This window comes from Enterobacter sp. UNJFSC 003, assembly GCF_036903355.1.
Taxonomy (GTDB): Bacteria; Pseudomonadota; Gammaproteobacteria; order Enterobacterales; family Enterobacteriaceae; genus Enterobacter.
In genome coordinates, this window is sequence record NZ_JBAKHK010000006.1 from 68,183 (window position 1) to 90,520 (window position 22,338).

Here is a 22,338-nt window from a genome sequence, read left to right on the forward strand (position 1 = left end):
ACACAGCCCGGTAGCTTCGCTTACCGGGCCTGCACGCTTATTTGTTGTAATGAGCAAAGAGTTTGGGTATTTCACGCAAACACCACGATTTGGCCTCGCCCATGCTGTCACGACGCCACGCCATAATGATATCCACTTCACTGGTGTACTCTGGGCTAACCACCCGCAGCCGACCTTCGGCAATGTCTTTCTCGACGAACGGATACGGCATCGTCGCCACCCCCAGTCCTGCCAGTAAAGCCTGACGCTTATCTTCCAGCGACGTTACCGTCAGTCGAGGCTGTTTATCCAGCAGCTGTACCGTGAGTACCGGACGTTCGCGCGCGGTATCCGCTACCGCCACCCCGCGATACTTCACGCGGGTGACTTCAGAGAGCGGCTCCGGTTCCTGATGAATCGGATGATCCGGTGCGGCGACGTAGACGTTCATCACGCTGTAAAGCTTGCGTGAGTTGATTTCCGATGAAGAACGGAAGTGCATGTCCGGCGCAATCACGATATCCGCCCTGCCCGTTTCCAGGCGCTCCCAGGCCCCTGCCAGCACTTCGGTGATGATCGACAATTGGGTGTTGGCTTTACCTGCCAGCCTGTCGACAAGTGGGAACAGCGCTTCGGTCGGCACCAGCGCTTCGGTGACCAGCGTCAGATGGGTTTCCCAACCGCGCGCCAGCGCTTCGGCATCGGTCGTCAGCTTATCTGCTGCCTCGAGCAGTACGCGACCACGCTCCAGCAGCATACGGCCGACATTCGTGAATTTTGTTCGATGACCGGAGCGGTCAAAGAGGACCACATCCAGCTCTTCCTCCAGCTTCTGCATGGTGTAGCTCAGCGCAGACGGAACGCGCCCCAGTTCATCTGCCGCTGCAGCAAAGCTGCCACGCCGGTCTATCGCGTCCATGACGCGAAGCGCCTCAAGCGTCAATGCTCTCTCTTTAGCCATCTCGTTCTCATTCAGGAAATTTGAACATACCGGGCAGAATATCTGGCTAACAATGAAGCGTCCATACCTTTACCATTGTTTTAGTGTAAAGAGAGGTCACGTTTATGATTACGACAAGAACAGCTAAACAGTGCGGACAAGCCGATTTCGGTTGGCTGCAGGCCCGCTACACCTTTTCCTTTGGACACTACTTTGACCCTAAACTCCTCGGTTACGCTTCATTGCGCGTGTTGAATCAGGAAGTGCTCGCCCCGGGCAGTGCCTTCCAGCCGCGTACGTATCCGAAAGTCGATATCCTGAACCTGATCCTGGAAGGCGAGGCAGAATACCGCGATAGCGAGGGCAATCATGTCCAGGCAAAGGCTGGCGAAGCGTTGTTAATTTCAACGCAGCCTGGCATCAGCTACAGCGAGCATAATCTCAGCAAAGATAAGACGCTGACGCGTATGCAGCTGTGGCTGGATGCCTGCCCTGAGCGGGAAAACCCGCTGGTGCAGAAAATAGATCTGAAAAGCGAAAAGCAGCAGTTGATTGCATCACCCGACGGCAGCAAAGGCAGTTTGCAGCTACGTCAGCAGGTGTGGCTGCACCATATCGACCTGAAGAAAGGTGAACAGGCGAGCTTCCAGCTCCACGGCCCGCGCGCTTATCTGCAGTCGATTCACGGCACAGTGCATGCAGTAACGCACACGGAAGAGAAAGAAGCGCTCACCTGCGGGGACGGGGCGTTTATTCGTGATGAAGCGAATATCACGCTGGTGGCCGATACGCCGCTGCGCGCGCTGCTGATTGATTTACCGGTGTAAACATCTCCTCTCCCCTATCGGGGAGAGAAGTCTCGTCAGGACACCTTATTCGCCATAATCTCAATGATCTGCCTGTCCGTCACCTGCATGGCCCGACATGCTAACGCGCACAGGTTCGAGATAGACTGTTCAACATCGTGCGACACAATCCCTTCGTTGCCCGTCACAGCCGAGTCGTCCAGCGCCATCATCACCGCTTTCCAGGCGCTTCCGACGCTGGTTGACACCTTCATCGCGCAGCTATTAGATGCACCGTCGCAGATCATTCCGCTGACGTCACCAATCATGCTGCTGATGGCCATCGCAATCGTCTGATAACCTCCGCCCATCAGCCACACCATTCCTGCGGCAGCCCCCATCCCGGCCGTTGTGGCGGCACACAGCGCTGACAAACGCGGAAGCTGATAATGGATGTAAATGGCCGAAAGATGCGACAGCATCAGCGCCCGCGCAAGCCGTTCGTCATCAGCCTGAACGTGCTCGGCCACCACCACGATCGGCATCGTTGCGGTGATCCCCTGGTTGCCCGATCCCGAGTTGCTCATCGCGGGCAACGTCGCTCCGCCCATACGCGCGTCAGAGGCCGCGCTGGTACGGATAACAATGTCCGAGCCCACATCCTGCGCCATCCATCCCCGCGAACGTTGCTTATGCAGCGTTGCACCGATGTGTAGCCCCCATCTTCCACTTAACCCCTCCCGGGAGAGCGCATCGTTCAGATGCGCGGCCTCAAGAATAAAGCGAATCGCGTCGAACGGCACCTGCTCTACAAAGTCGACAATTTGCGATAGCGTGGCAGATGACAGCACCGCCAACGGATCGTCATGCATTTCGCCTTCCCGATCGTCGAGCACAAAGCGCGTTTCCCCCTGACATACCACCTCCACGACGCGCGTATGACCGCCGGCGATAGTCACCCTTGCCGAGGCTTCACCCGCGTAGACGCAGGCGCGGGAATAGAGGATCTCCTCGCACGGCTCCTGCAGCTTCACCTGTACCTTTCCCGCATTGAGCAGCGCTTTGGCCCGTATCAGTGCGTCGGCTGAGGCACCTTTCAGCACTTCCAGCCCGGCATGGGCATTGCCGCCCGTGGCCCCTAATGCCGCCGCAATGGGTAACCCAACCATGCCGGTGCCGGGCACCGTGACGCCTAGCCCGTTTTTCATCAGGTTTGGCGATACCCATGCCTCGATTCGCGAGACATCACCCGGCAACAGCTCAGCCGCTATCGCACACGCGAGCGCCAGAGAGACGGGCTCGGTACAGCCCAGCGCAGGTTTGACTTCTTCCTGCACGGCGCGAATAAAATGATTCCATAAAGGATGAATTTGCTCAGACATCGTTACGACCTTATTTGCCCTCAGGAAAACGCGAGGAAAGGAGAAACACAAAGCAGTAGTCCAGTGATGATAATAATCACCAGGGATACGCCTTTATATTTATGCAGCGCCGGGACTTTGTAGACCAGCCACGCCGGGATCAGGCAGCCAACCATGCCAAAGATAGGACTACAAATAGAAGTGAAGCTCAGTACCGGGGCGTTCAAAACAATGGCGCTCCAGGCAAGGAGGATGGCGAACAGCATGATGCCGCGCTGTACGGTACGTTCATTGATTTTCTCTGCCGGCATTTTACGGCGCAGGATGTTCATCACAATGCCCTGCGTAGCCTCGCGAAAACCAAGATAGACGCCGAAGAAGGCCGTCATGACGGCAAAGATATTCAGAATAACGCTGACGATTTTGACCCAGCCCGCACCGTCACCGCTAATAAACTGCGCCGCAATCGCCAGAGCCGAAATATTCTGCTCGTAGGCTTTGACCGCCTCGTCGTGCCCCATCGCCAGCGTGAAGGAGACAGCATAGAAAAAGACCGTCACAAACAGTACGCCAAAGGCAATATTCATCGCCCGCAGCGCTTTATGCCGCGCCACCTCGACAGATTTTTCCCGTGAACGGTAAGAGATAACCATCGGGCTAAGCGTCTGAATAAACAGGATCGACGTTAAGGTAAAGGGCAGCGTAATAATGGCGTTTTTAATCAGCAGCCCCATCGGTGGCAGCATGCCGACATTGGCTAAGTGCCAAAGCCCAATCATCGACAGGCCCAGCGCGGCAACCACCAGTAGCTTGGTGAGCACCATCAGGCTGGAGACTTTAAACAGCAGCTTTTCCCCACGCGAGGAGATCGCCACCAAAATACAAATCAAGAATAACCCGTAAAAAGGATTTTCAGAGAGCACGTGGTCGGTCACGCCGAAGGTATGCAAATACGACGCGCTGTCGTTGGTGATCGCCGTGGAATAGACAAACATCCAGATCACCAGCATCACGAAATAGAGCGCGCCTAATAAAATACCCCAGTTTTTCCCAAGGTAGCCGCTGATAACGCTTGGATAATCTTTGCATTCCGGCGATTCCGCCAGCGTATTAATAAACAGACGCTGGAATAAATACATGGCCGGATAACCAATAATGGATGAGAGCAGAAAGACCCACAGCCCCATTAATCCCACCTGCACCGGGAGAAATACAATCCCTGCACCGATGGCCATCCCGATACTCATAATGACCCAGCCCGTGTCGCTGCTGTCGAATTTAATGGCCTCTCGCCATTCGCTTTCACTCATTCCAGCCCGTCTTGCCGCGGGGGAATTATTCACAATCACACTGCTGTTTGTTGCCGTATCCATAAGGCACTCGCTTATTTTGTAGGGTAAACAGTTGTTTTTATAGGTTTCCGATCGCCAGCGATTGCGATTCAGCGTGCTGCAGGTGTGTGTTATTGGTGTGGGAAGATCATATCCGGAGCGAGGGAGAAAATTGTCACAAGTTTTGTGTGGATTTACAGAGTAAGGAGGAAAAAATACTTCTGTGGCGATGAATATAGAAAGTTATTTCTAAAAGTGATGGCGATCAAAGAAATAGAACCCACGCATCGCGCGGGTCCGAAATCAATCCGCCAGCGCGTTAGCCATATCGGTTTTCACCTGTTTACGCTGCTCCGGCGTGAGTACCTGGCTTACGTCAAAATAGTATTTCACGCGATAATAGCGCGCCTGCTCTTCAATTTTGCTGAAGGCAGCCAGCTGGCTTTTCACCGTGCTTTCATCCCATTTCCCTGACTGGAACATATCGACCAATGCGCCGTTTTTCACGCCAGTCATGGGGATCATACTGACGTTTTGTTCCAGTTGCTTGTGGAGATCGTCTATCTTTTTCACCTGCTCATTACTCAGCTTCAGGTGCTGGACCAGCGGATCTTGCGACGGAGAGGGGGCAGCCTCAACGTTGGCGGCCTGTGCCGTAAAACTGCACACCGCCAGTGAAGCCGCGACCAACGCGATACGGGTCATTTTCATCATCTTACTGTCCTTACATTCTGTTAGGGGAAAAAACAGGAACATTGTTTTTCAAGAACGGATGAATATGTGTGAGTAATTATATAAACAATTTTGTATGTTCAGCGGGCAAAAAAAATGCCCCCTGTCTTAAGGGGGCATGGCAACGGGTTGACATCATATCGCCTGGGTAAACGTTCGCGAAATGACATCCTGCTGTTGTTCACGCGTCAGGGCGTTAAATCGCACGGCGTAGCCTGAAACGCGAATGGTCAGGTTCGGATAATTGTCCGGATGCGCAATCGCATCCAGCAGCATTTCCCGGTTCATGACGTTGACGTTCAGATGTTGCCCGCCCTCAATAGTGGCTTCGTGATGGAAATACCCGTCCAGCAGCCCGACAAGGTTGGTTTTGCGCACCCCATCATCTTTCCCTAGCGCCTGCGGGACGATGGAGAACGTATAAGAGATCCCGTCCTTGGCGTAGGTAAACGGCAATTTGGCTACCGAGGTTAACGACGCTACTGCCCCTTTCCTGTCACGCCCGTGCATTGGGTTAGCGCCCGGCGCAAACGGCGTGCCGCCGCGGCGTCCGTCCGGCGTGTTCCCGGTTTTCTCGCCGTACACCACGTTTGAGGTAATGGTCAGGATCGACTGGGTCGGCACCGCGTTGCGATAGGTGGGTAACGCCTGAATCTTCTTCATAAAGCGTTCAACCAGGTCGCAGGCAATGCTGTCCACGCGATCGTCATTATTGCCGTACTGCGGGTAGTCGCCTTCAATCACAAAATCGACCGCCAGGCCGGTGTGGTCGCGCACCGGTTTCACCGTCGCATATTTTATTGCTGCCAGAGAATCTGCCGCCACCGACAGCCCGGCGATGCCGCAAGCCATGGTGCGATAGACGTCCCGGTCATGCAGCGCCATCAACGAGGCTTCATAGCTGTACTTATCGTGCATGTAGTGAATAAGATTCAGCGCGCTGATGTACTGCACCGCCAGCCAGTCCATGAAGTGATCCAGACTCGCCATCACGGTGTCGTAATCCAGCACGTCATCCAGCAGCGGCTCGGTTTTGGGTCCGACCTGGATCTTCAGCTTCTCGTCCACCCCGCCGTTGATCGCGTACAGCAGCGTTTTTGCAAGGTTGGCGCGTGCGCCAAAGAACTGCATCTGCTTGCCGATCACCATCGGGCTGACGCAGCAGGCTATCGCGTAATCGTCGCTGTCGAAGTCAGCGCGCATCAGGTCGTCGTTCTCGTATTGCAGCGACGAAGTGACGATCGATACCTGCGCGGCGTATTTCTTGAACGCGATAGGCAGATGTTCAGACCAGAGGATCGTCAGGTTTGGCTCCGGCGCAGGCCCCATGGTGTGTAGCGTATGCAGGTAGCGGAAGCTGTTTTTGGTCACCAGCGTGCGGCCATCCAGCCCCATTCCGCCGATCACCTCTGTTGCCCAGATCGGATCGCCGGAGAACAGGGTGTCGAATTCCGGCGTACGCAGGAAACGCACCATGCGGATCTTCATGATGAAGTGGTCGATCAGCTCCTGAGCCTGGACCTCATTCAGGCGTCCGGCCTGCATGTCACGCTCAATGTAGATATCGAGGAAAGAGGCCGTACGCCCCAGCGACATCGCGCCGCCGTTCTGGGATTTCACCGCCGCCAGATAAGCAAAGTACACCCACTGCACCGCTTCCTGAGCGGTGATCGCCGGACGTGATATATCGCAGCCATAGCTTGAGGCCATCTGCTGGATCTGCAGCAGCGCGCGCTTATGTTCCGCCAGCTCTTCGCGCAGGCGGATCGTGGCTTCCAGATCGTCACCGCGCTCGAGTTTCCCCTGTAGATCGGCAAACTGCAGCTCACGTTCGCGCACCAGATAGCTAATGCCGTACAGCGCCACGCGGCGGTAGTCGCCGATGATACGCCCGCGCCCGTAGCCGTCCGGCAGACCGGTCAGCACGCCGGATTTACGGCAGCGCATCATTTCCGGAGAATAGACGTCAAAGACGCCCTGGTTATGCGTTTTGCGCAGATCGGTAAACAAATATTCAAACTGCGGATCCATCTCATGACCATAGGCATCGAAGGAGCTGCGGATCATATTGATCCCGCCGTACGGATGCAGCGCGCGCTTGAGCGGTTTATCGGTTTGCAGGCCGACGATCGTTTCCAGATCCTGGTCAATATAGCCCGGCCCATGAGCGGTAATGGTGGTGGCGATGTTAGTGTCAAAATCCACCGGGGCGTGGGTGGCATTCTCCTGACGAATGCCGACCATCACCTTCTGCCACAGCGCCGTCGTTGCTGGCGTCGCCTGCGCGAGGAAAACCTCATCGCCTTCATAAGGGGTGTAGTTATGCTGAATAAAATCGCGCACGTTAACGGCGTCTTTCCATTCTTCACCGCGAAACCCGGCCCATGCGTCGCTGTAAGGCGCGACGCCTGTATCGATTGTTACTTTCATTTCATTCTCGCTTTATCAGGCGTAAGCCGCTGCTGGCGCGACGTTTCCAAGACGGAGGGCATCCAGCGCGATCATTTTTTCTTCGTTAGTGGGGATCACCGCGCAGGCCACGCGGGATGAATCGGTGGTGATCACGCGCTCGCCCGTACTGCCCGGCAGCGCATTTTTGGCGTCATCAAGGACAATGCCAAACACCTTCAGGCGATCGGCCACCAGCGCGCGGACAAGCGTGGAGTTCTCACCAATACCGCCGGTAAACACCACGCCATCCAGCCGGTGAAGAGACGCCGCGTGTCCGGCGATGTGCCGCGCGATGCGGTGGACAAAGGTTTGAATGGCCAGCTGCGCTCGCTCATGCCCCGCATGCCAAGCTTTCTCCAGCGCCCGCAGATCTGAGGAAATGCCGGAGATCCCAAGCAGGCCCGACTCTTTGTTGACCACGCGCTCCAGGTCCTCGAACGACTGGCCGGTCTGCTGGGCAATCCACGCCATCGCGCCGAAGTCCACGTCGCCGCAGCGCGTGCCCATCACCAGCCCTTCCAGCGGCGTCATCCCCATGGAGGTATCCACGCTTTCGCCATTGCGCACCGCACAGAGGGATGCCCCGTTGCCGAGATGGGCAATCACCAGACCGCTGTCATCGGGGGACAGCCCGAGCAGCGCCTGCGCCTGCCCGGCCACGTAGCGGTGAGAGGTGCCGTGGAAGCCGTAGCGACGCACGCCAAGCTCTTCGAAATAGCGGTACGGCAACCCGTACAGATACGCCTGCGGGGGTAGCGTCTGGTGGAAGCTGGTATCAAATACCGCCACCTGCTGTACGCCCGGGAACAGGCGCTCTGCGGCTTCCACGCCGCTTAAGTTGGCGTAGTTATGCAGCGGTGCCAGCGGGGAAACCTGGCGGATCTGCTCAATCACCTCTTCCGTAATCAGGGTCGACTCGCTGAAGAGTTCACCGCCGTGGGCAATACGGTGGCCAATTAAGGCCACGCTGCTCATCAGGTCGCGTTTCTCCAGCGCCAGGGCGATGGCAGCCAACGCCCCTTCGTAGTCCTGGTGAGCCAGTCTGACCGGCTCACCCCCATTCACGGAAATAAAGGCCTTTTCAGTGTTGATGCCGTCTGCAATACCCGTCATCAGGGCATCGCAGCTGCTGGCATCAATGACCGAAAACTTAACCGAGGACGACCCGCAGTTAATAACCAGTACAACCGGAAACTCAATCATGGTTTTACTCCGCTCTTCCTGAGCCTTGGTTTAGAACAGTTTGTAAACGATATTCAGAATGGTCAGCAGGCCGACAATGGTGACGAAGATGTTCTCGGTTTTGCCTTTGTATTTCGCCAACGCCGGCGCTTTTCGGATGGCGTACATCGGCAGCAGGCACAGCAGAGAGGCAATGATTGGCGCACCCATGGCTTCAATCAGGTCGAGAATGTTCGGGTTGGCATAGGCCACAACCCAGGTGGAGCCCATGATAAACACCATGCTGATGGTGTTCAGCTTGCCCACGGAGACCTTCTTCTTATCGCCCTTATAGCCAAACTTGAGGATCAGGCCGTTCAGCCCTTCCAGCGTGCCAAGATAGTGGCCGAAGAAGGATTTGAAGATAGCGACCAGCGCAATGATGGATGCGCCATATTCAAGCACCGTTGCGAAGGTTGACTTGCTCCCTGACATTGATGAGAAGTGGTTCGCCAGGTATGAGAGCACCGGAATGTTCTGCGCCTTGGCGTCCGCCATATTCTGCGGGGAGAGCGTAAACAGGCAGCTAAAGGCGAAGAACATCACCACGGCGACCATCAGCAGGCTGGCGCGGCCGATGATTTTGGAACATTTTTGCTCGGTAAACTCTTTCCCGAACTCAGGTTCGTACTCTTCACGTTTAGAGACGACAAACGAGGAGACAATGGGCGAGAAGTTAAAGGAGAAGACCATGATGGAGATCCCCAACCACACCGTAACCAGGATGCCGTCATGGCCGGTAAAGGCAATATCGCTCAGGTTGACCTGGTCGATCACTGCGGAGTTCCAGTAAGGGATCAGCGACAGAGAAATCAGCACCAGACTGGCGATAAACGGGAACACCAGGAAGCTCATTACCTTCACCATCAGGTCTTTACCAAACCAGATTACAAAGGCCATCAGCAGCAGCAGGAACAGTGCCACAAAGCCGCGGTTGAGCGCTGGCATCTGGAGCTGGTTTTCCCAGAAGGTCATAAAGGTGTTGGTAATGGTAACGCCGTAAATCCACAGTAACGGACAAATGGCAAAGAAGTAGAGGAAGGTGATAACCACCCCACCGGTTTTACCGAAGTGCTCCTCTACCGTCTCGGTGATGTTGCCGGACACATTACTGCCGGACAAACACAGCCGCGCCAGCGCACGGTGGCAGTAAAATGCAATGGGGAACGCGAGAACCAGCATCAGCAGGATGGGGATCAAGCCGCCAAAGCCTGCACGGATTGGGAAGAACAGCACGCCTGCGCCGATGGCGGTTCCAAACAGGCCGAGCGTCCAGGTGGTATCAGACTTACGCCAGGTGGACGTTTTTGTCTGGCCAACGATAATGCTTTCAGTGTTGCTCATAGGTCATCCTTATGCGTCAACGAAGCCGGTAATCTGGGAAACACGGGAGAGATCGATATTGCCGCCGGAAATAATGCAGACGGTTTTACGCCCCTGAATATAGCGATCGAGCTTGCCGCTTAATAACGCCGCACACGCCAGCGCACCGGCACCTTCGGTTACCACTTTATTTCGCTGAATGAGGGCAATCATGCTGTTGCGAATATCGTCTTCACTGACCAGCACAATGTCATCGACAAGTTCACAAACAATTTCGAAGGTTAAATTACCGGGACGCGAGACATCGCAACCATCGGCTAATGTTCCCGTCACACGATGGTTTATAATTTTGCCTGCCTGGTACGATGCCGCCATGCCATGAACGTTTTCAGACTGTACGCCGATAATATTAATGGTCGGGTTGATGGATTTAATCGCGGTTGCAATACCCGCAATTAAACCGCCGCCACCGATGGGGACAATCACGTTATCCACATCGTACAAATCTTCAAGAATTTCCAGGCCGATGGTACCTTGCCCGGCAATGACTTTCGGGTCATCGTAGGGCGGAATAAAAATGCGACCCTCCATCTCCACAATTTCGCTCACCTTAGCGATAGTGTCGTTGAAGTTCTCACCATGGAGCACCACTTCTGCGGAGTAGTCGCGCGTGGCGGCAACCTTGGATGTCGGTGCGCCCATTGGCATCACCACTTTGCCGTCAATACCCAGCATGGCGCACGAGAGCGATACGCCCTGAGCGTGGTTTCCGGCGGAACAGGCCACCACGCCTTTACGTTTTTCAGCATCGGTCAGCGAGCTTAATTTGTTAAATGCGCCGCGAATTTTGAAAGAACCAGTACGCTGCATATTTTCAAACTTCAGGAATATCTCGCCTTTACAGCGTTCACTGAGATAATTTGAGCGCGGCATACCAGTTTTGTATATTTTTCCAGCCAGTCGTTTTCTGGCATCCTGAATATCTTCAATTGTCACCGGGAGATCGTAAGTAATGTGCATAATATCCTCGTTATAATAATTCATTTTCTTCAGGCAAAGTCAGGGTGTCAGAGCGTTTAAAAACGTCGCTCCGGGTGTTTTAAAAATCACTTATTTCTATCGTCGTCTGTCGATATTCATCGACGAATATTGTTTTGCTAGTTCAACTAATACTGACGCCGATTTTTTTATACTGTAATTTTTTGACCATACGGCAGCATAGCGCGCGACAGGTAATTCATCTTCCACCGGCAGGACAATAAACTGGTCAGAACCGAACGGCGCAATCATATCGCGGGGAATAACCGTCAGGTAATCGGCATTCAGGACAAGGTTATAAATGGTCACGACAGAATCGGTCTGGACGATATTTTCAATGCTGATGTGGTTGTCTTGCAGGGTGCTCAGGAGTTCTTTGTAGTAGCCCATATCGGTTTGCGGCATCACCCACTGCTCGTGCGTGAGCGATGCCAGTGTCGTCGAGCCGGTGCACGTTCGTGATTGACTGGCGACCAGCACAAATTCAGATTCAAACAGCGGCTCGACGTGCAGATCCTGAAGCAGCATTTCATCGCTCAGTGTACCAATAGCGAAATCTAGCCGGCCGTCGCGAATCGCGGGCAGGAACGACGAGAGCTGCGCTTCATACATTGAGACACGCGCTTTTGGGAACACTTCCTTGAATTTTTTGATCATCTCAGACAGGAAGGTGAAGCCAATCAGCGACGGGTAACCAAAGGATACGTCCATGACGGTGCTGAAACTGAGGCTATTAATCTCGCTCACCATGTTTTTCATCTCGCGGGTGATCGACTCAGAGTACGACAGCAGAACCTGGCCTGCGGCGGTCAGTTTTACGCCCGTGTTTTTGCGGATCATCACTTCAGTACCGAAGTAAGATTCGATATCACTGATAATTTTGCTGACTGCGGGTTGCGTCAGACCCAGTTGCCTTGCAGCAGAACCTATGGAGCCACTTTTGATGACTTCCTGAAATACCACCAGGTGCTGTGTTTTCGGTAGAATAATAGTGTTCATAATATTCTGCGCTTATTTCCCTATGACGGGATGAATTCTACTCAATAATGTTTAACGGGGTATGTGCTGTTACTCACAATTTGTCTTTTCACACGCCTGACGCAGGTTCCAAAAAGCAAATAAAATCATTTAATATCAAACAGATAAAAGAATACAAACACGCTAATACGCTGATATTGATCAAAAAAAAGAGTGAGGATAAATTTATTTTATGGCGATAACTGCCGTCGTTTTTTTCTATTTATAATTATCAATAAAGACTATCTTTCAGGCAATTAAAGGTTAATAAGTAGTCATTATTCTTTTAAAACATTTTTGTGATTTATCAAATATCCCAATAATGAATACGTGGAATAACCAGAAAGAGTGGAAGACGTCACACATTTACGGGATGAATGTTTTTAATTTCAATATATGCATATCAATTAAGAAAAGATTGGTTACCATCAAAGCAACAACAACAACAAATTCACAACACTACAAAACCATGATTTATTAGCGTGAAATTTTGTGATTGCGATCGATACTGGATGATGAATGGAATCATTCTCCGATAAAACAGTGAAATGTGCTTGATGTCGCAAATATGAGAATTGATGTCGTTTGTGAGACAGGTCAGGGGGCGCAAAAAAACAAAACCCCGCCGAAGCGGGGTTCCAGAAGAAGTTGAAGCTGACCGATAAGCCGGGTTCTGTCGTGGACAGTCATTCATCTAGGCCAGCAATCGCTCACTGGCTCAAGCAGCCTACCCGGGTTCAGTACGGGCCGTACCATGTGAACCCCTATTTGGCCTTGCTCCGGGTGGAGTTTACCGTGCCACGGACTGTTACCAGCCGCGCGGTGCGCTCTTACCGCACCCTTTCACCCTTACCTGATCCCACTTGCGTGGGCCATCGGCGGTTTGCTCTCTGTTGCACTGGTCGTGGGTTTCCCCCCCAGGCGTTACCTGGCACCCTGCCCTATGGAGCCCGGACTTTCCTCCCCTCCGCCCGTCTCCCCCCGAAAGGGGACGACGACGAAGCGGCGACTGTCTGGTCAGCTTCGGCGCGAAGTATAGAGGGTTTGCGCCCTGCTGTCACCCTTGGGTGTGCATCCCCACCAGCAAAGTGGCGGCGATATTGCGCGAAGCGCGATAAATATTGTCATGGGCTGCGCGGAAGGCCTCTTCCAGCGAACCAATACTGGCCAACACGCTGAACACCGCGTCAATGCCGTACTGATGCACCACGCCGACGTCCTGCGTCAGGCTACCGGCAATACCGATCACCGGCTTATGGTATTTTTTAGCCACCTTTGCCACGCCAACCGGGACTTTGCCGTGAATACTCTGGCTGTCGATGCGCCCTTCCCCCGTCAGCACCCAAGTGCAATCATGGATATGCTCTTCGAGATTAAGCGCCTGGGTGACAATCTCAATGCCGCTCTTTAGCTCTGCACCAAGGAATGCCATGAGCGCGGCGCCCATTCCACCGGCAGCCCCCGCGCCCGAAACATGCTTCACGTCGATGTGCAGGGATTTTTTAATGATGTCAGCATAGTGGCTGAGGTTGGCGTCGAGTTCGAGGATCATCCCCTCAGTCGCCCCTTTTTGCGGGCCAAAAATGCGCGAAGCCCCTTTCTCCCCCACCAGCGGGTTTGTAACATCGCACGCGACGCGGATAGTGCAGCCCTTGAGTCGGGCATCAAGCCCGGCGATATCGATATGGTTCAGCGCCATCAGGCTACCGCCGCCGTAACCAATCTCAGTTCCGTTTGCATCGGTAAGCTTCGCCCCGAGCGCCTGCATCATCCCGGCGCCGCCGTCATTGGTTGAACTCCCGCCAATGCCGATAATGATATTGCGCGCGCCTTTATCCAGTGCGCTGAGAATAAGTTCTCCCGTGCCGCGTGAGGTGGTCACCCGCGGATTACGCTGTGCGGGAGGGACAAGTGCCAGACCGCTGGCGGCCGCCATCTCAATAAATGCGGTGCTACCGTCGCCGGACATCCCCCAGCAGGCGTTAACCTTTTCACCCAACGGGCCGGTGACCACAGCATGCTGCTCAGAGCCCTGGGTAGCAGCGATCATCGCTTCGACTGTCCCTTCCCCACCGTCAGCAACAGGTACAGAAACATAAAGTGCATCCGGAAAGATTTCCCGAAATCCTTTTTCTATCGCCTGAGCTACCTCGGTGGCAGAAAGGCTTTCTTTATAAGAGTCTGGCGCGATTACGATTTTCATAGTTGTAGCCTGTTACTGCACTCGGCAAAAATACCGGGCGCGTTCCCGCGCCCGTTTTTATTAGCGAGAGACTTCCACCTTCGCCAGTTTTTCGTAGTAGCACGCAATCGCGCTGTGGTCGGCGGTACCCAGCCCATCTGCACGCAGCGCCTGCATCATCTCCATCACCGCAGCCGTTAGCGGCAGCTGCGCGCCCACGCCGTGAGAGGTATCCAGCGCGTTCGCCAGATCTTTAATGTGCAGATCGATACGGAAGCCAGGCTTGAAGTTACGATCCATCACCATCGGCGCTTTGGCATCCAGCACGGTGCTCCCCGCCAGACCGCCGCGAATGGCCTGATACACCAGGTCCGGATTAACGCCCGCCTTGGTTGCCAGGGTCAGTGCTTCAGACATGGCGGCAATGTTCAACGCCACAATCACCTGATTCGCCAGCTTGGTGACGTTGCCCGCGCCAATTTCACCGGTATGCACCACGGAACCCGCCATGGCTTTCATCAGGTCGTAGTACTTATCAAAAATAGCCTTATCGCCGCCGACCATCACAGACAGCGTGCCGTCGATGGCTTTTGGCTCACCGCCGCTGACCGGCGCATCCAGCATGTCTACGCCTTTCACCTTCAGCGCGTCGCTGATTTCACGGCTTGCCAGAGGCGCGATAGAACTCATATCAATCACCACCAGACCCGGCTTCGCGCCGTCGATAATGCCGCTCTCCCCCAGCGCCACGTCCTTCACGTGCGGGGAATTTGGCAGCATGGTGATAACCACATCGCACTGCTCGGCAACGGCTTTTGCGGTGGCTGCGGCTTCAGCCCCGGCAGAAATCACCTCGGCCACTGCGTCTGAATTACGGTCTAGCACCACCAGCGAGTAGCCTGCTTTAATGAGGTTCTTGCTCATGGGTTTACCCATGATACCCAGGCCGATAAAACCTACTTTCAGCGTCATAATCTTTTCCTCAATGATGGTTATTTTTTAAAAGCGTCGGCTAATTTTTGCGTGGCAGAGCGGAATACGCCAAGGTCGCTGCCTACGGCAACAAAGGTCGCGCCCCATTCCAGGTAGCGGCGTGCATCTGCTTCAACCGGGGCAAGAATGCCGCACGGTTTGCCGTGCGCTTTGGCACGGGCAAAGATGTGCTGAATAGCGCGCTGCACTTCAGGATGACCGGCATTCCCCAGGTGGCCGAACGCGGCAGCCAGATCGCTTGGGCCAACGAAGATGCCGTCGACGCCTTCGGTCGCGGCGATAGCATCGACGTTGTCGACGCCCTGCTGGCTCTCAATCTGAACCAGGATGGTGATGTTCTTGTTGGACTGCACGAAGTAGTCCGGCACAGTGCCGAACATGTTGGCGCGGTGGGAGACAGACACACCACGGATGCCTTCCGGCGGATAGCGTGTAGACGCCACGGCCTGCACAGCCTCTTCCTCAGTCTCCACAAACGGGATCAGGAAGTTATAGAAGCCGATATCCAGTAGACGCTTGATGATGACCGGCTCATTGGTTGGGACACGCACTACCGGCGCGCTATGGCTGCCTTTCAGTGCCATTAGCTGCGGAATAAAGGTGCTGATATCGTTTGGCGCATGTTCGCCGTCGAGCACCAGCCAGTCGAAACCGGCCAGGCCTAATACTTCAGTGCTGATAGGGTTTGCCAGTGCAGACCAGCAGCCAATCTGAATCTGGTTCGCCGCGAGGGCTGCTTTAAACTTGTTTGGGAAGATATCGTTACTCATCGCTTATACCTTTGCTTATTTCTGCAATTCCATACGTTTGATGTCGCCTACCACGAACAGGTAGCAGAACATCGCCATCAACGCTGAACAGCCAACAAATACCAGTGCCGCGTTGAACGAATGCAGTTCACTGACCAGATAACCAATTACCAGTGGCGTCGCGATAGACGCTACGTTGCCAAAGACGTTAAACACCCCGCCGCACAGGCCAACAATCTCTTTTGGCGCCGTGTCAGAAATAACCGGCCAGCCCAGGGCCCCAAATCCCTTGCCGAAGAAGGCCAGCGCCATTAGCGCCACCACCAGAACGGTGTTATCGGTGTAATTACACAGGATGATGGATGAAGCCAGCAGCATACCGAGCACAATAGGCAGCTTGCGTGCCAGGGTGATCGTCTTGCCCTGCTTAATCAGATAATCCGAGAATACGCCGCCCAGCACGCCACCGGCAAAACCGCACAGCGCCGGAATGGACGCAACCAGACCCACCTTCAGAATCGACATCCCTTTTTCCTGCACCAGATAAATCGGGAACCAGGTGAGGAAGAACCAGGTAATGGTGTTGATAAAGTATTGACCAAAAAAGACGCCCAGCATCATGCGGTTAGTCAATAACTGTTTGATGTAATGGAGCTTAGGACCGCCTGCAACCTGCGCGCCCGTCTTTTTGTGGTCCATGTCCACCACCGCGCCGCCTTCAGAGATAAACTTCAGTTCCTGCTCGGACATCCGCGGGTGATCGGTCGGGTTATGGATGTACTTGACCCATACGCCGGTCAGCACAAAGCCAATCACGCCCATCACGGTAAAGACATGTTCCCAGCCCCAGGCGAAGGTCAGCCAGCCAAGCAGCGGAGAGAAAATTGCCAACGAAAAGTATTGCGCCGCGTTAAAGAGGGCTGAAGCCGTACCGCGTTCTTTAGTCGGGAACCAGGCTGCCACAATACGGGCATTCGCCGGAAATGATGGCGCTTCTGAGAAGCCAAGCATAAAACGCATGATGAACATCGACACGCCAGCCCAAGCCAGCGGAAAGATATCCACAAAGCCCTGCATGAAGGTGAAGAGCGACCAGAAGAACAGGCTATACGTGTACACTTTTTTGGAGCCGAACTTATCGAGCAGCCAGCCACCGGGAATTTGCATCAGCAGGTAAGCCCAGCCGAACGCGGAGAAGATGTAGCCCATCGATACGGCACTTAACTGCAGCTCCTTTGCCACTTCAGTACCGGCAATCGACAGCGTCGCACGGTCAGCATAATTAATGGCCGTAACGATAAATATAATCAGCAGAATTAAATATCGGGTGGGCACACCCTTTTTAGCTTCTACGGTGGTATCCAGTATCATGTTTATTTCCTCTGGCACATCGATAGTTATATTTATAATGGTAAGAAAAAGTCTTTCCTGATTATTTATCGATAGCAGGCAATATCAGGTAATTAACCAGACGCAATGAAATCGTGATTCAGTATAAACATCACCCGGCTACCGCACATTGTCTTAATGCTCAATTATCACGATATGATTGGACAATATTTTGAGCATATGCCCAAAGCACTGGGCGCTGATGCACAGAATCACGGATTATCGCCCGGATGGCGCTACTCCTCGCTTTATTGAGTGATCCTGATCACATTCTTGAGCCAGAAGTCCTGACATTCTTTATTTAAGAAAGCAGCGTTTTTATTTCGATAATAAGAAAGTAAATACCCTTATAGCTGCATTTATTATCAGACACTTTGCCGGAGAATACTGAACAATGGCCGATATTGAAATTCGACAAGCATCGCCGACTGCGTTCTATATAAAAGTTCACGATACGGATAACGTGGCGATTATTGTCAACGACAACGGCTTAAAAGCAGGTACCCGTTTCCCCGATGGGCTGGAGCTGATTGAGCATATTCCGCAGGGCCACAAAGTTGCGCTGGTGGATATCCCGGCTCACGGCGAAATCGTGCGTTACGGTGAAGTGATTGGTTATGCCGTTCGCGCCATTGTGCAGGGGAGTTGGATTGAGGAGTCGCTGGTCGAGCTGCCAAAAGCACCGCCGCTGAACACCCTGCCGCTTGCCACCCGCGTGCCTGAACCGCTGCCGCCTCTGGAAGGCTACACCTTTGAAGGTTACCGCTACGCTGACGGCAGCGTTGGCACCAAGAACCTGCTCGGCATTACCACCAGCGTGCACTGCGTGGCGGGCGTGGTGGATTACGTCGTAAAAATCATCGAGCGCGATCTGCTGCCGAAATACCCGAACGTCGACGGCGTGGTCGGTCTGAATCACCTTTACGGCTGCGGCGTGGCGATCAACGCGCCAGCCGCCGTGGTGCCGATCCGCACCCTTCACAATATCGCCCTGAACCCTAACTTCGGCGGCGAAGTGATGGTGATTGGTCTGGGCTGTGAAAAGCTGCAGCCAGAACGCCTGCTGCAGGGCACCGAGGATGTAAAAGCCATTCCGGTTGATAGTGCCAGCATCGTCCGCCTGCAGGATGAACATCACGTTGGCTTTAAATCGATGGTCGACGATATCCTTCAGGTGGCCGAGCGCCATCTGGACAAACTGAACAAACGCCAGCGGGAAACCTGCCCGGCGTCTGAGCTGGTGGTAGGAACACAGTGCGGCGGCAGCGATGCGTTTTCCGGCGTAACCGCCAACCCGGCGGTGGGCTATGCGTCTGACCTGTTCGTACGCTGCGGTGCCACGGTGATGTTCTCTGAAGTGACCGAAGTGCGGGATGCTATTCATCTGCTGACGCCCCGCGCCATTGACGAAGACGTTGGCAAACGCCTGCTGGAAGAGATGGCCTGGTACGATAATTATCTCGACATGGGGCAAACCGACCGCAGTGCTAATCCGTCTCCGGGTAACAAAAAAGGCGGCCTGGCTAACGTGGTGGAAAAAGCCCTTGGCTCAATTGCTAAATCCGGCCAGAGCGCGATTGTGGAAGTGCTTTCGCCGGGACAGCGCCCAACCAAACGTGGTCTTATCTATGCGGCAACCCCTGCCAGCGACTTCGTCTGCGGTACACAGCAGGTGGCGTCCGGTATTACGGTACAGGTCTTTACCACCGGGCGCGGTACGCCGTATGGCCTGATGGCGGTACCGGTTATTAAGATGGCGACCCGCACCGAGCTGGCAAACCGCTGGTATGACTTAATGGATATCAACGCGGGGACCATTGCCACAGGCGAAGAGAGCATTGAGGATGTGGGCTGGAAGCTGTTCCACTTCATTCTTGATGTGGCGAGCGGGCGGAAAAAAACCTTCTCCGACCAATGGGGACTGCATAATCAACTGGCGGTGTTTAACCCCGCGCCAGTGACCTGAGTTTACCCCCTCTCCCCTTTGGGGAGAGGGTCTTTACCCCTTCACCAGCACCACATCAATGCCGCTTTTACGTAACCCTTCCAGACTCTCTGCCGGGATACCATCGTCGACAATAATCATATCAATCCTTTGGGTATCAATGATTTTATGCAGGCTGGAGCGGTTAAATTTGCTGGAGTCGGTCACCACAATAATGCGCTCGGCAACCTCACACATTTTGCGATTCAGACGGGCTTCATCTTCGTTGTGGGTACTCACACCGCGATCGAGATCGATGGCGTCGACGCCTAGAAACAGCAGGTCAAAGTGATAATTCTGTAAGGACTGCTCCGCCTGGTCGCCATAGAAGGATTGCGACTGACGGCGCAAATGCCCGCCGGTCATCAGCAGCTCTACCCCTTCCGCTTCCAGTAAAGCGTTTGCAACGTTCATCCCGTTGGTCATGGCAATCACGTCCGTATGCTGGCGTAGCATTCGCGCGATCTCGAAGGTCGTTGTACCAGAGTCGAGAATAATGCGATGCCCCGGCTTCACCAAATCTGCCGCCACCTGAGCAATACTGCGTTTCACGGCCGTATTGAGCGAGCTTTTGTCTTCCACAGAAGGCTCAACGCCCGGCGCATTGCCTTCGCAAATTAACGCGCCACCATACGCACGTACCGCAATACCTTGTTTTTCAAGGAATGCCAGATCGTTGCGGATCGTTACCGTCGACACGCCATATAAATGAGAAAGATCGTTCACCTGCACGCTTCCCTGCGCCCGCAACCGCTGAATGATTTGCTCTCGCCTTTCACTTGTACCGGTGATGCGCTTCTCCGCGGATGAATCGGTGCTGCTCATACGAGTTCCTTAATAAACTTTCGTTTCATTTCGTTTTATCTATTAACGCCTTTCTTTTATGCGAATGCAAGCCCTCTCACACGCTCAATCGCGCGCTACCTCACCACTGAAACCTTTCATTATGTTTCTTTTGTGAAACAGATCGGAAAACTATTATCTTTCGTTTTATTTTTATACCACCATGATGCAGGATTAAGTGAAACAAAACGAAAGACAACTAGCCGTACCATCGTAAATGGAGAGGAAAGTGAAACATTTAACAGACAGGGTGCATCAACATAAACGAGGCAATGCAAACGGGATTTATGCCGTCTGTTCTGCCCATCCGCTGGTACTTGAAGCTGCCATTCGTTATGCACATTTGCATCAGACACCGCTGTTGATTGAAGCGACCTCCAATCAGGTGGATCAGTTTGGCGGCTATACCGGCATGACGCCCGCTGATTTTCACGGATTTGTCTGCAAGCTGGCGGAGTCTCTAGGCTTTGCGACATCACAGCTGATACTCGGTGGCGATCATTTAGGTCCTAACCGCTGGCAAAACTCGCCTGCTGTTGACGCTATGGCCCACGCCGACGACCTGATCAAAAGCTATGTTGCCGCCGGATTTAAAAAAATCCACCTCGACTGCAGCATGCCATGCCAGGACGATCCGGTTCCTTTAACCGATGCGATCGTCGCGGAACGCGCGGCGCGTCTGGCGAAAATAGCCGAAGCGACCTGCCGTGAACAATTTGGTGCATCTGACCTGGTCTATGTTATCGGCACGGAAGTTCCCGTGCCCGGCGGCGCTCATGACACGCTGACCGAACTGGCCGTCACCACGCCTGATGCCGCACGCGCTACGCTTGAGGCCCACCGCCACGCGTTCGAGAAGGAGGGGTTAAACGATATTTGGCCACGCATTATTGGCTTAGTCGTACAGCCTGGCGTCGAATTTGACCACGCACATGTCTGCGACTATCAGCCGCACAAAGCGGTCGCGCTGAGTGAAATGGTTGAAGCCTACGACACGCTGGTATTTGAAGCGCATTCAACGGATTACCAGACACCGCAGGCGCTTCGCCAACTGGTGAAAGACCATTTTGCGATCCTCAAAGTCGGTCCGGCACTCACTTTCGCCCTTCGTGAAGCGCTTTTTTCCCTGGCTGCCATTGAAGAGGAGCTGCTGACTGCAAAAGCCAGCTCGGGCCTGCGTCACGTGCTGGAAAACGTCATGCTCGATCGCCCCGAATACTGGCAAAGCCACTATCACGGTGATGGCAATGCCAGACGTCTTGCGCGCGGCTACAGCTACTCTGACCGCGTGCGCTATTACTGGCCGGATAGCCAAATTGACGACGCGTTTGAGCGGCTGGTTCGCAACCTGGCGGATGACCCTATCCCGCTGCCGCTGATCAGCCAGTACCTGCCGCTGCAATACAGCAAAGTTCGCGAGGGGGTTCTCAAGTCCACACCGCGTGAACTCATCATCAGCCACATTCAGGACATACTTCAGCAGTACCACACCGCCTGCGAAGGCGTAACGACTCAACACGCATAATTAAAAAAGAGGAAAACGCTATGCCAAACATTGTCTTATGCCGCATCGATGAACGTTTGATTCACGGTCAGGTGGGCGTGCAGTGGGTGGGGTTTGCGGGGGCAAACCTCGTACTGGTCGCGAATGACGAGGTTGCAGAGGATCCGGTTCAACAAAACCTGATGGAAATGGTGCTCGCGGAAGGGATTGCCGTGCGGTTCTGGTCACTGCAAAAGGTGATTGACACCATTCACCGCGCCGCTGACCGCCAGAAAATCCTTCTGGTCTGCAAATCACCCGCTGATTTTTTGAAGCTGGTTGAGGGTGGCGTACCCATTACCCGTATCAACGTCGGAAACATGCACTATGCCAATGGCAAACAACAAATTGCCAAAACGGTATCTGTAGACGCGAACGATATCGCCGCGTTCAACGGCCTGAAGGCGGCCGGAGTAGAATGCTTCGTTCAGGGCGTTCCAACAGAAACTGCTTTGGATCTCTTTAAACTGCTCTGAG

General features: G+C 54.0%; 18 protein-coding genes and 1 other RNA gene. 4 read left to right on the forward strand and 15 right to left on the reverse strand.

Going from position 1 to position 22,338, the window contains the following annotated elements; genetic code table 11:
- Positions 1 to 37: 37 nt before the first annotated feature.
- Complete coding sequence (gene yhaJ / locus V5P19_RS15370) at positions 38 to 940, reverse strand: DNA-binding transcriptional regulator YhaJ (RefSeq protein WP_334404746.1); 903 nt, start codon at positions 938 to 940, stop codon at positions 38 to 40.
- 104 nt (positions 941 to 1,044) lie between these two features.
- Here yhaJ and V5P19_RS15375 point away from each other — a divergent pair, with 104 nt between their 5' ends.
- Entirely contained in the window at positions 1,045 to 1,746 is a 702-nt protein-coding gene (locus V5P19_RS15375; protein WP_334404748.1) for a pirin family protein, read from the forward strand.
- Positions 1,747 to 1,781: 35 nt separating this feature from the next.
- Here the strand turns inward: V5P19_RS15375 and V5P19_RS15380 are convergent, their stop codons facing one another.
- The 13 genes from V5P19_RS15380 to V5P19_RS15440 form a co-directional block, all read right to left on the reverse strand.
- Positions 1,782 to 3,086: a serine dehydratase subunit alpha family protein gene (locus V5P19_RS15380; RefSeq protein WP_334404750.1), complete on the reverse strand. Its 1,305-nt coding sequence runs from the start codon at positions 3,084 to 3,086 to the stop codon at positions 1,782 to 1,784.
- A 20-nt stretch (positions 3,087 to 3,106) separates the two neighbouring features.
- Complete coding sequence (locus tag V5P19_RS15385; RefSeq protein WP_334404752.1) at positions 3,107 to 4,438, reverse strand: hypothetical protein; 1,332 nt, start codon at positions 4,436 to 4,438, stop codon at positions 3,107 to 3,109.
- 261 nt (positions 4,439 to 4,699) lie between these two features.
- Positions 4,700 to 5,110 (reverse strand): Spy/CpxP family protein refolding chaperone, encoded by a 411-nt coding sequence (locus V5P19_RS15390; RefSeq protein ID WP_334404754.1) that lies wholly within the window; start codon positions 5,108 to 5,110, stop codon positions 4,700 to 4,702.
- 153 nt (positions 5,111 to 5,263) lie between these two features.
- Entirely contained in the window at positions 5,264 to 7,558 is a 2,295-nt protein-coding gene (gene pflB / locus V5P19_RS15395) for a formate C-acetyltransferase (RefSeq protein WP_334404756.1), read from the reverse strand.
- Positions 7,559 to 7,573: 15 nt separating this feature from the next.
- Positions 7,574 to 8,782 (reverse strand): propionate kinase, encoded by a 1,209-nt coding sequence (gene tdcD / locus V5P19_RS15400; RefSeq protein WP_334404759.1) that lies wholly within the window; start codon positions 8,780 to 8,782, stop codon positions 7,574 to 7,576.
- Positions 8,783 to 8,812: 30 nt separating this feature from the next.
- Positions 8,813 to 10,144: a threonine/serine transporter TdcC gene (gene tdcC, locus V5P19_RS15405; RefSeq protein ID WP_334404761.1), complete on the reverse strand. Its 1,332-nt coding sequence runs from the start codon at positions 10,142 to 10,144 to the stop codon at positions 8,813 to 8,815.
- A gap of 9 nt (positions 10,145 to 10,153) precedes the next feature.
- Positions 10,154 to 11,143 carry a bifunctional threonine ammonia-lyase/L-serine ammonia-lyase TdcB gene (gene tdcB / locus V5P19_RS15410; protein ID WP_334404763.1) on the reverse strand — a complete coding sequence of 330 codons (990 nt, stop codon included), beginning with the start codon at positions 11,141 to 11,143 and terminating at the stop codon, positions 10,154 to 10,156.
- A 96-nt stretch (positions 11,144 to 11,239) separates the two neighbouring features.
- On the reverse strand, positions 11,240 to 12,160 hold the full coding sequence (gene tdcA / locus V5P19_RS15415; protein ID WP_334404765.1) for a transcriptional regulator TdcA: 921 nt from the start codon (positions 12,158 to 12,160) through the stop codon (positions 11,240 to 11,242).
- Positions 12,161 to 12,824: 664 nt separating this feature from the next.
- An RNA gene (gene rnpB, locus V5P19_RS15420) (RNase P RNA component class A) lies at positions 12,825 to 13,203 on the reverse strand.
- A 32-nt stretch (positions 13,204 to 13,235) separates the two neighbouring features.
- Positions 13,236 to 14,381, reverse strand: a complete 1,146-nt coding sequence (gene garK / locus V5P19_RS15425) for a glycerate 2-kinase (protein ID WP_334404766.1) — start codon at positions 14,379 to 14,381, stop codon at positions 13,236 to 13,238.
- Positions 14,382 to 14,441: 60 nt separating this feature from the next.
- Positions 14,442 to 15,332: a 2-hydroxy-3-oxopropionate reductase gene (gene garR / locus V5P19_RS15430; RefSeq protein ID WP_334404768.1), complete on the reverse strand. Its 891-nt coding sequence runs from the start codon at positions 15,330 to 15,332 to the stop codon at positions 14,442 to 14,444.
- A gap of 20 nt (positions 15,333 to 15,352) precedes the next feature.
- Positions 15,353 to 16,123: a 2-dehydro-3-deoxyglucarate aldolase gene (gene garL / locus V5P19_RS15435; protein WP_334404770.1), complete on the reverse strand. Its 771-nt coding sequence runs from the start codon at positions 16,121 to 16,123 to the stop codon at positions 15,353 to 15,355.
- Positions 16,124 to 16,138: 15 nt separating this feature from the next.
- The gene (locus V5P19_RS15440; RefSeq protein WP_334404772.1) at positions 16,139 to 17,473 is read right to left on the reverse strand and encodes an MFS transporter; all 1,335 of its coding nucleotides are present in this window, start codon (positions 17,471 to 17,473) and stop codon (positions 16,139 to 16,141) included.
- Positions 17,474 to 17,885: 412 nt separating this feature from the next.
- Here V5P19_RS15440 and garD point away from each other — a divergent pair, with 412 nt between their 5' ends.
- Positions 17,886 to 19,457, forward strand: a complete 1,572-nt coding sequence (garD, locus tag V5P19_RS15445) for a galactarate dehydratase (protein ID WP_334404774.1) — start codon at positions 17,886 to 17,888, stop codon at positions 19,455 to 19,457.
- 33 nt (positions 19,458 to 19,490) lie between these two features.
- Here garD and V5P19_RS15450 read toward each other — a convergent pair whose 3' ends face one another.
- Complete coding sequence (locus V5P19_RS15450) at positions 19,491 to 20,300, reverse strand: DeoR family transcriptional regulator (RefSeq protein WP_334404776.1); 810 nt, start codon at positions 20,298 to 20,300, stop codon at positions 19,491 to 19,493.
- A 247-nt stretch (positions 20,301 to 20,547) separates the two neighbouring features.
- On the opposite strand from V5P19_RS15450, the gene kbaZ reads away from it, so the two are divergent.
- Together kbaZ and agaV are read left to right on the forward strand one after the other, a co-directional pair.
- The gene (kbaZ, locus tag V5P19_RS15455) at positions 20,548 to 21,843 is read left to right on the forward strand and encodes a tagatose-bisphosphate aldolase subunit KbaZ (protein ID WP_334404778.1); all 1,296 of its coding nucleotides are present in this window, start codon (positions 20,548 to 20,550) and stop codon (positions 21,841 to 21,843) included.
- A 20-nt stretch (positions 21,844 to 21,863) separates the two neighbouring features.
- On the forward strand, positions 21,864 to 22,337 hold the full coding sequence (agaV, locus tag V5P19_RS15460) for a PTS N-acetylgalactosamine transporter subunit IIB (RefSeq protein ID WP_334404780.1): 474 nt from the start codon (positions 21,864 to 21,866) through the stop codon (positions 22,335 to 22,337).
- The last annotated feature ends 1 nt before the right edge of the window (position 22,338 follow it).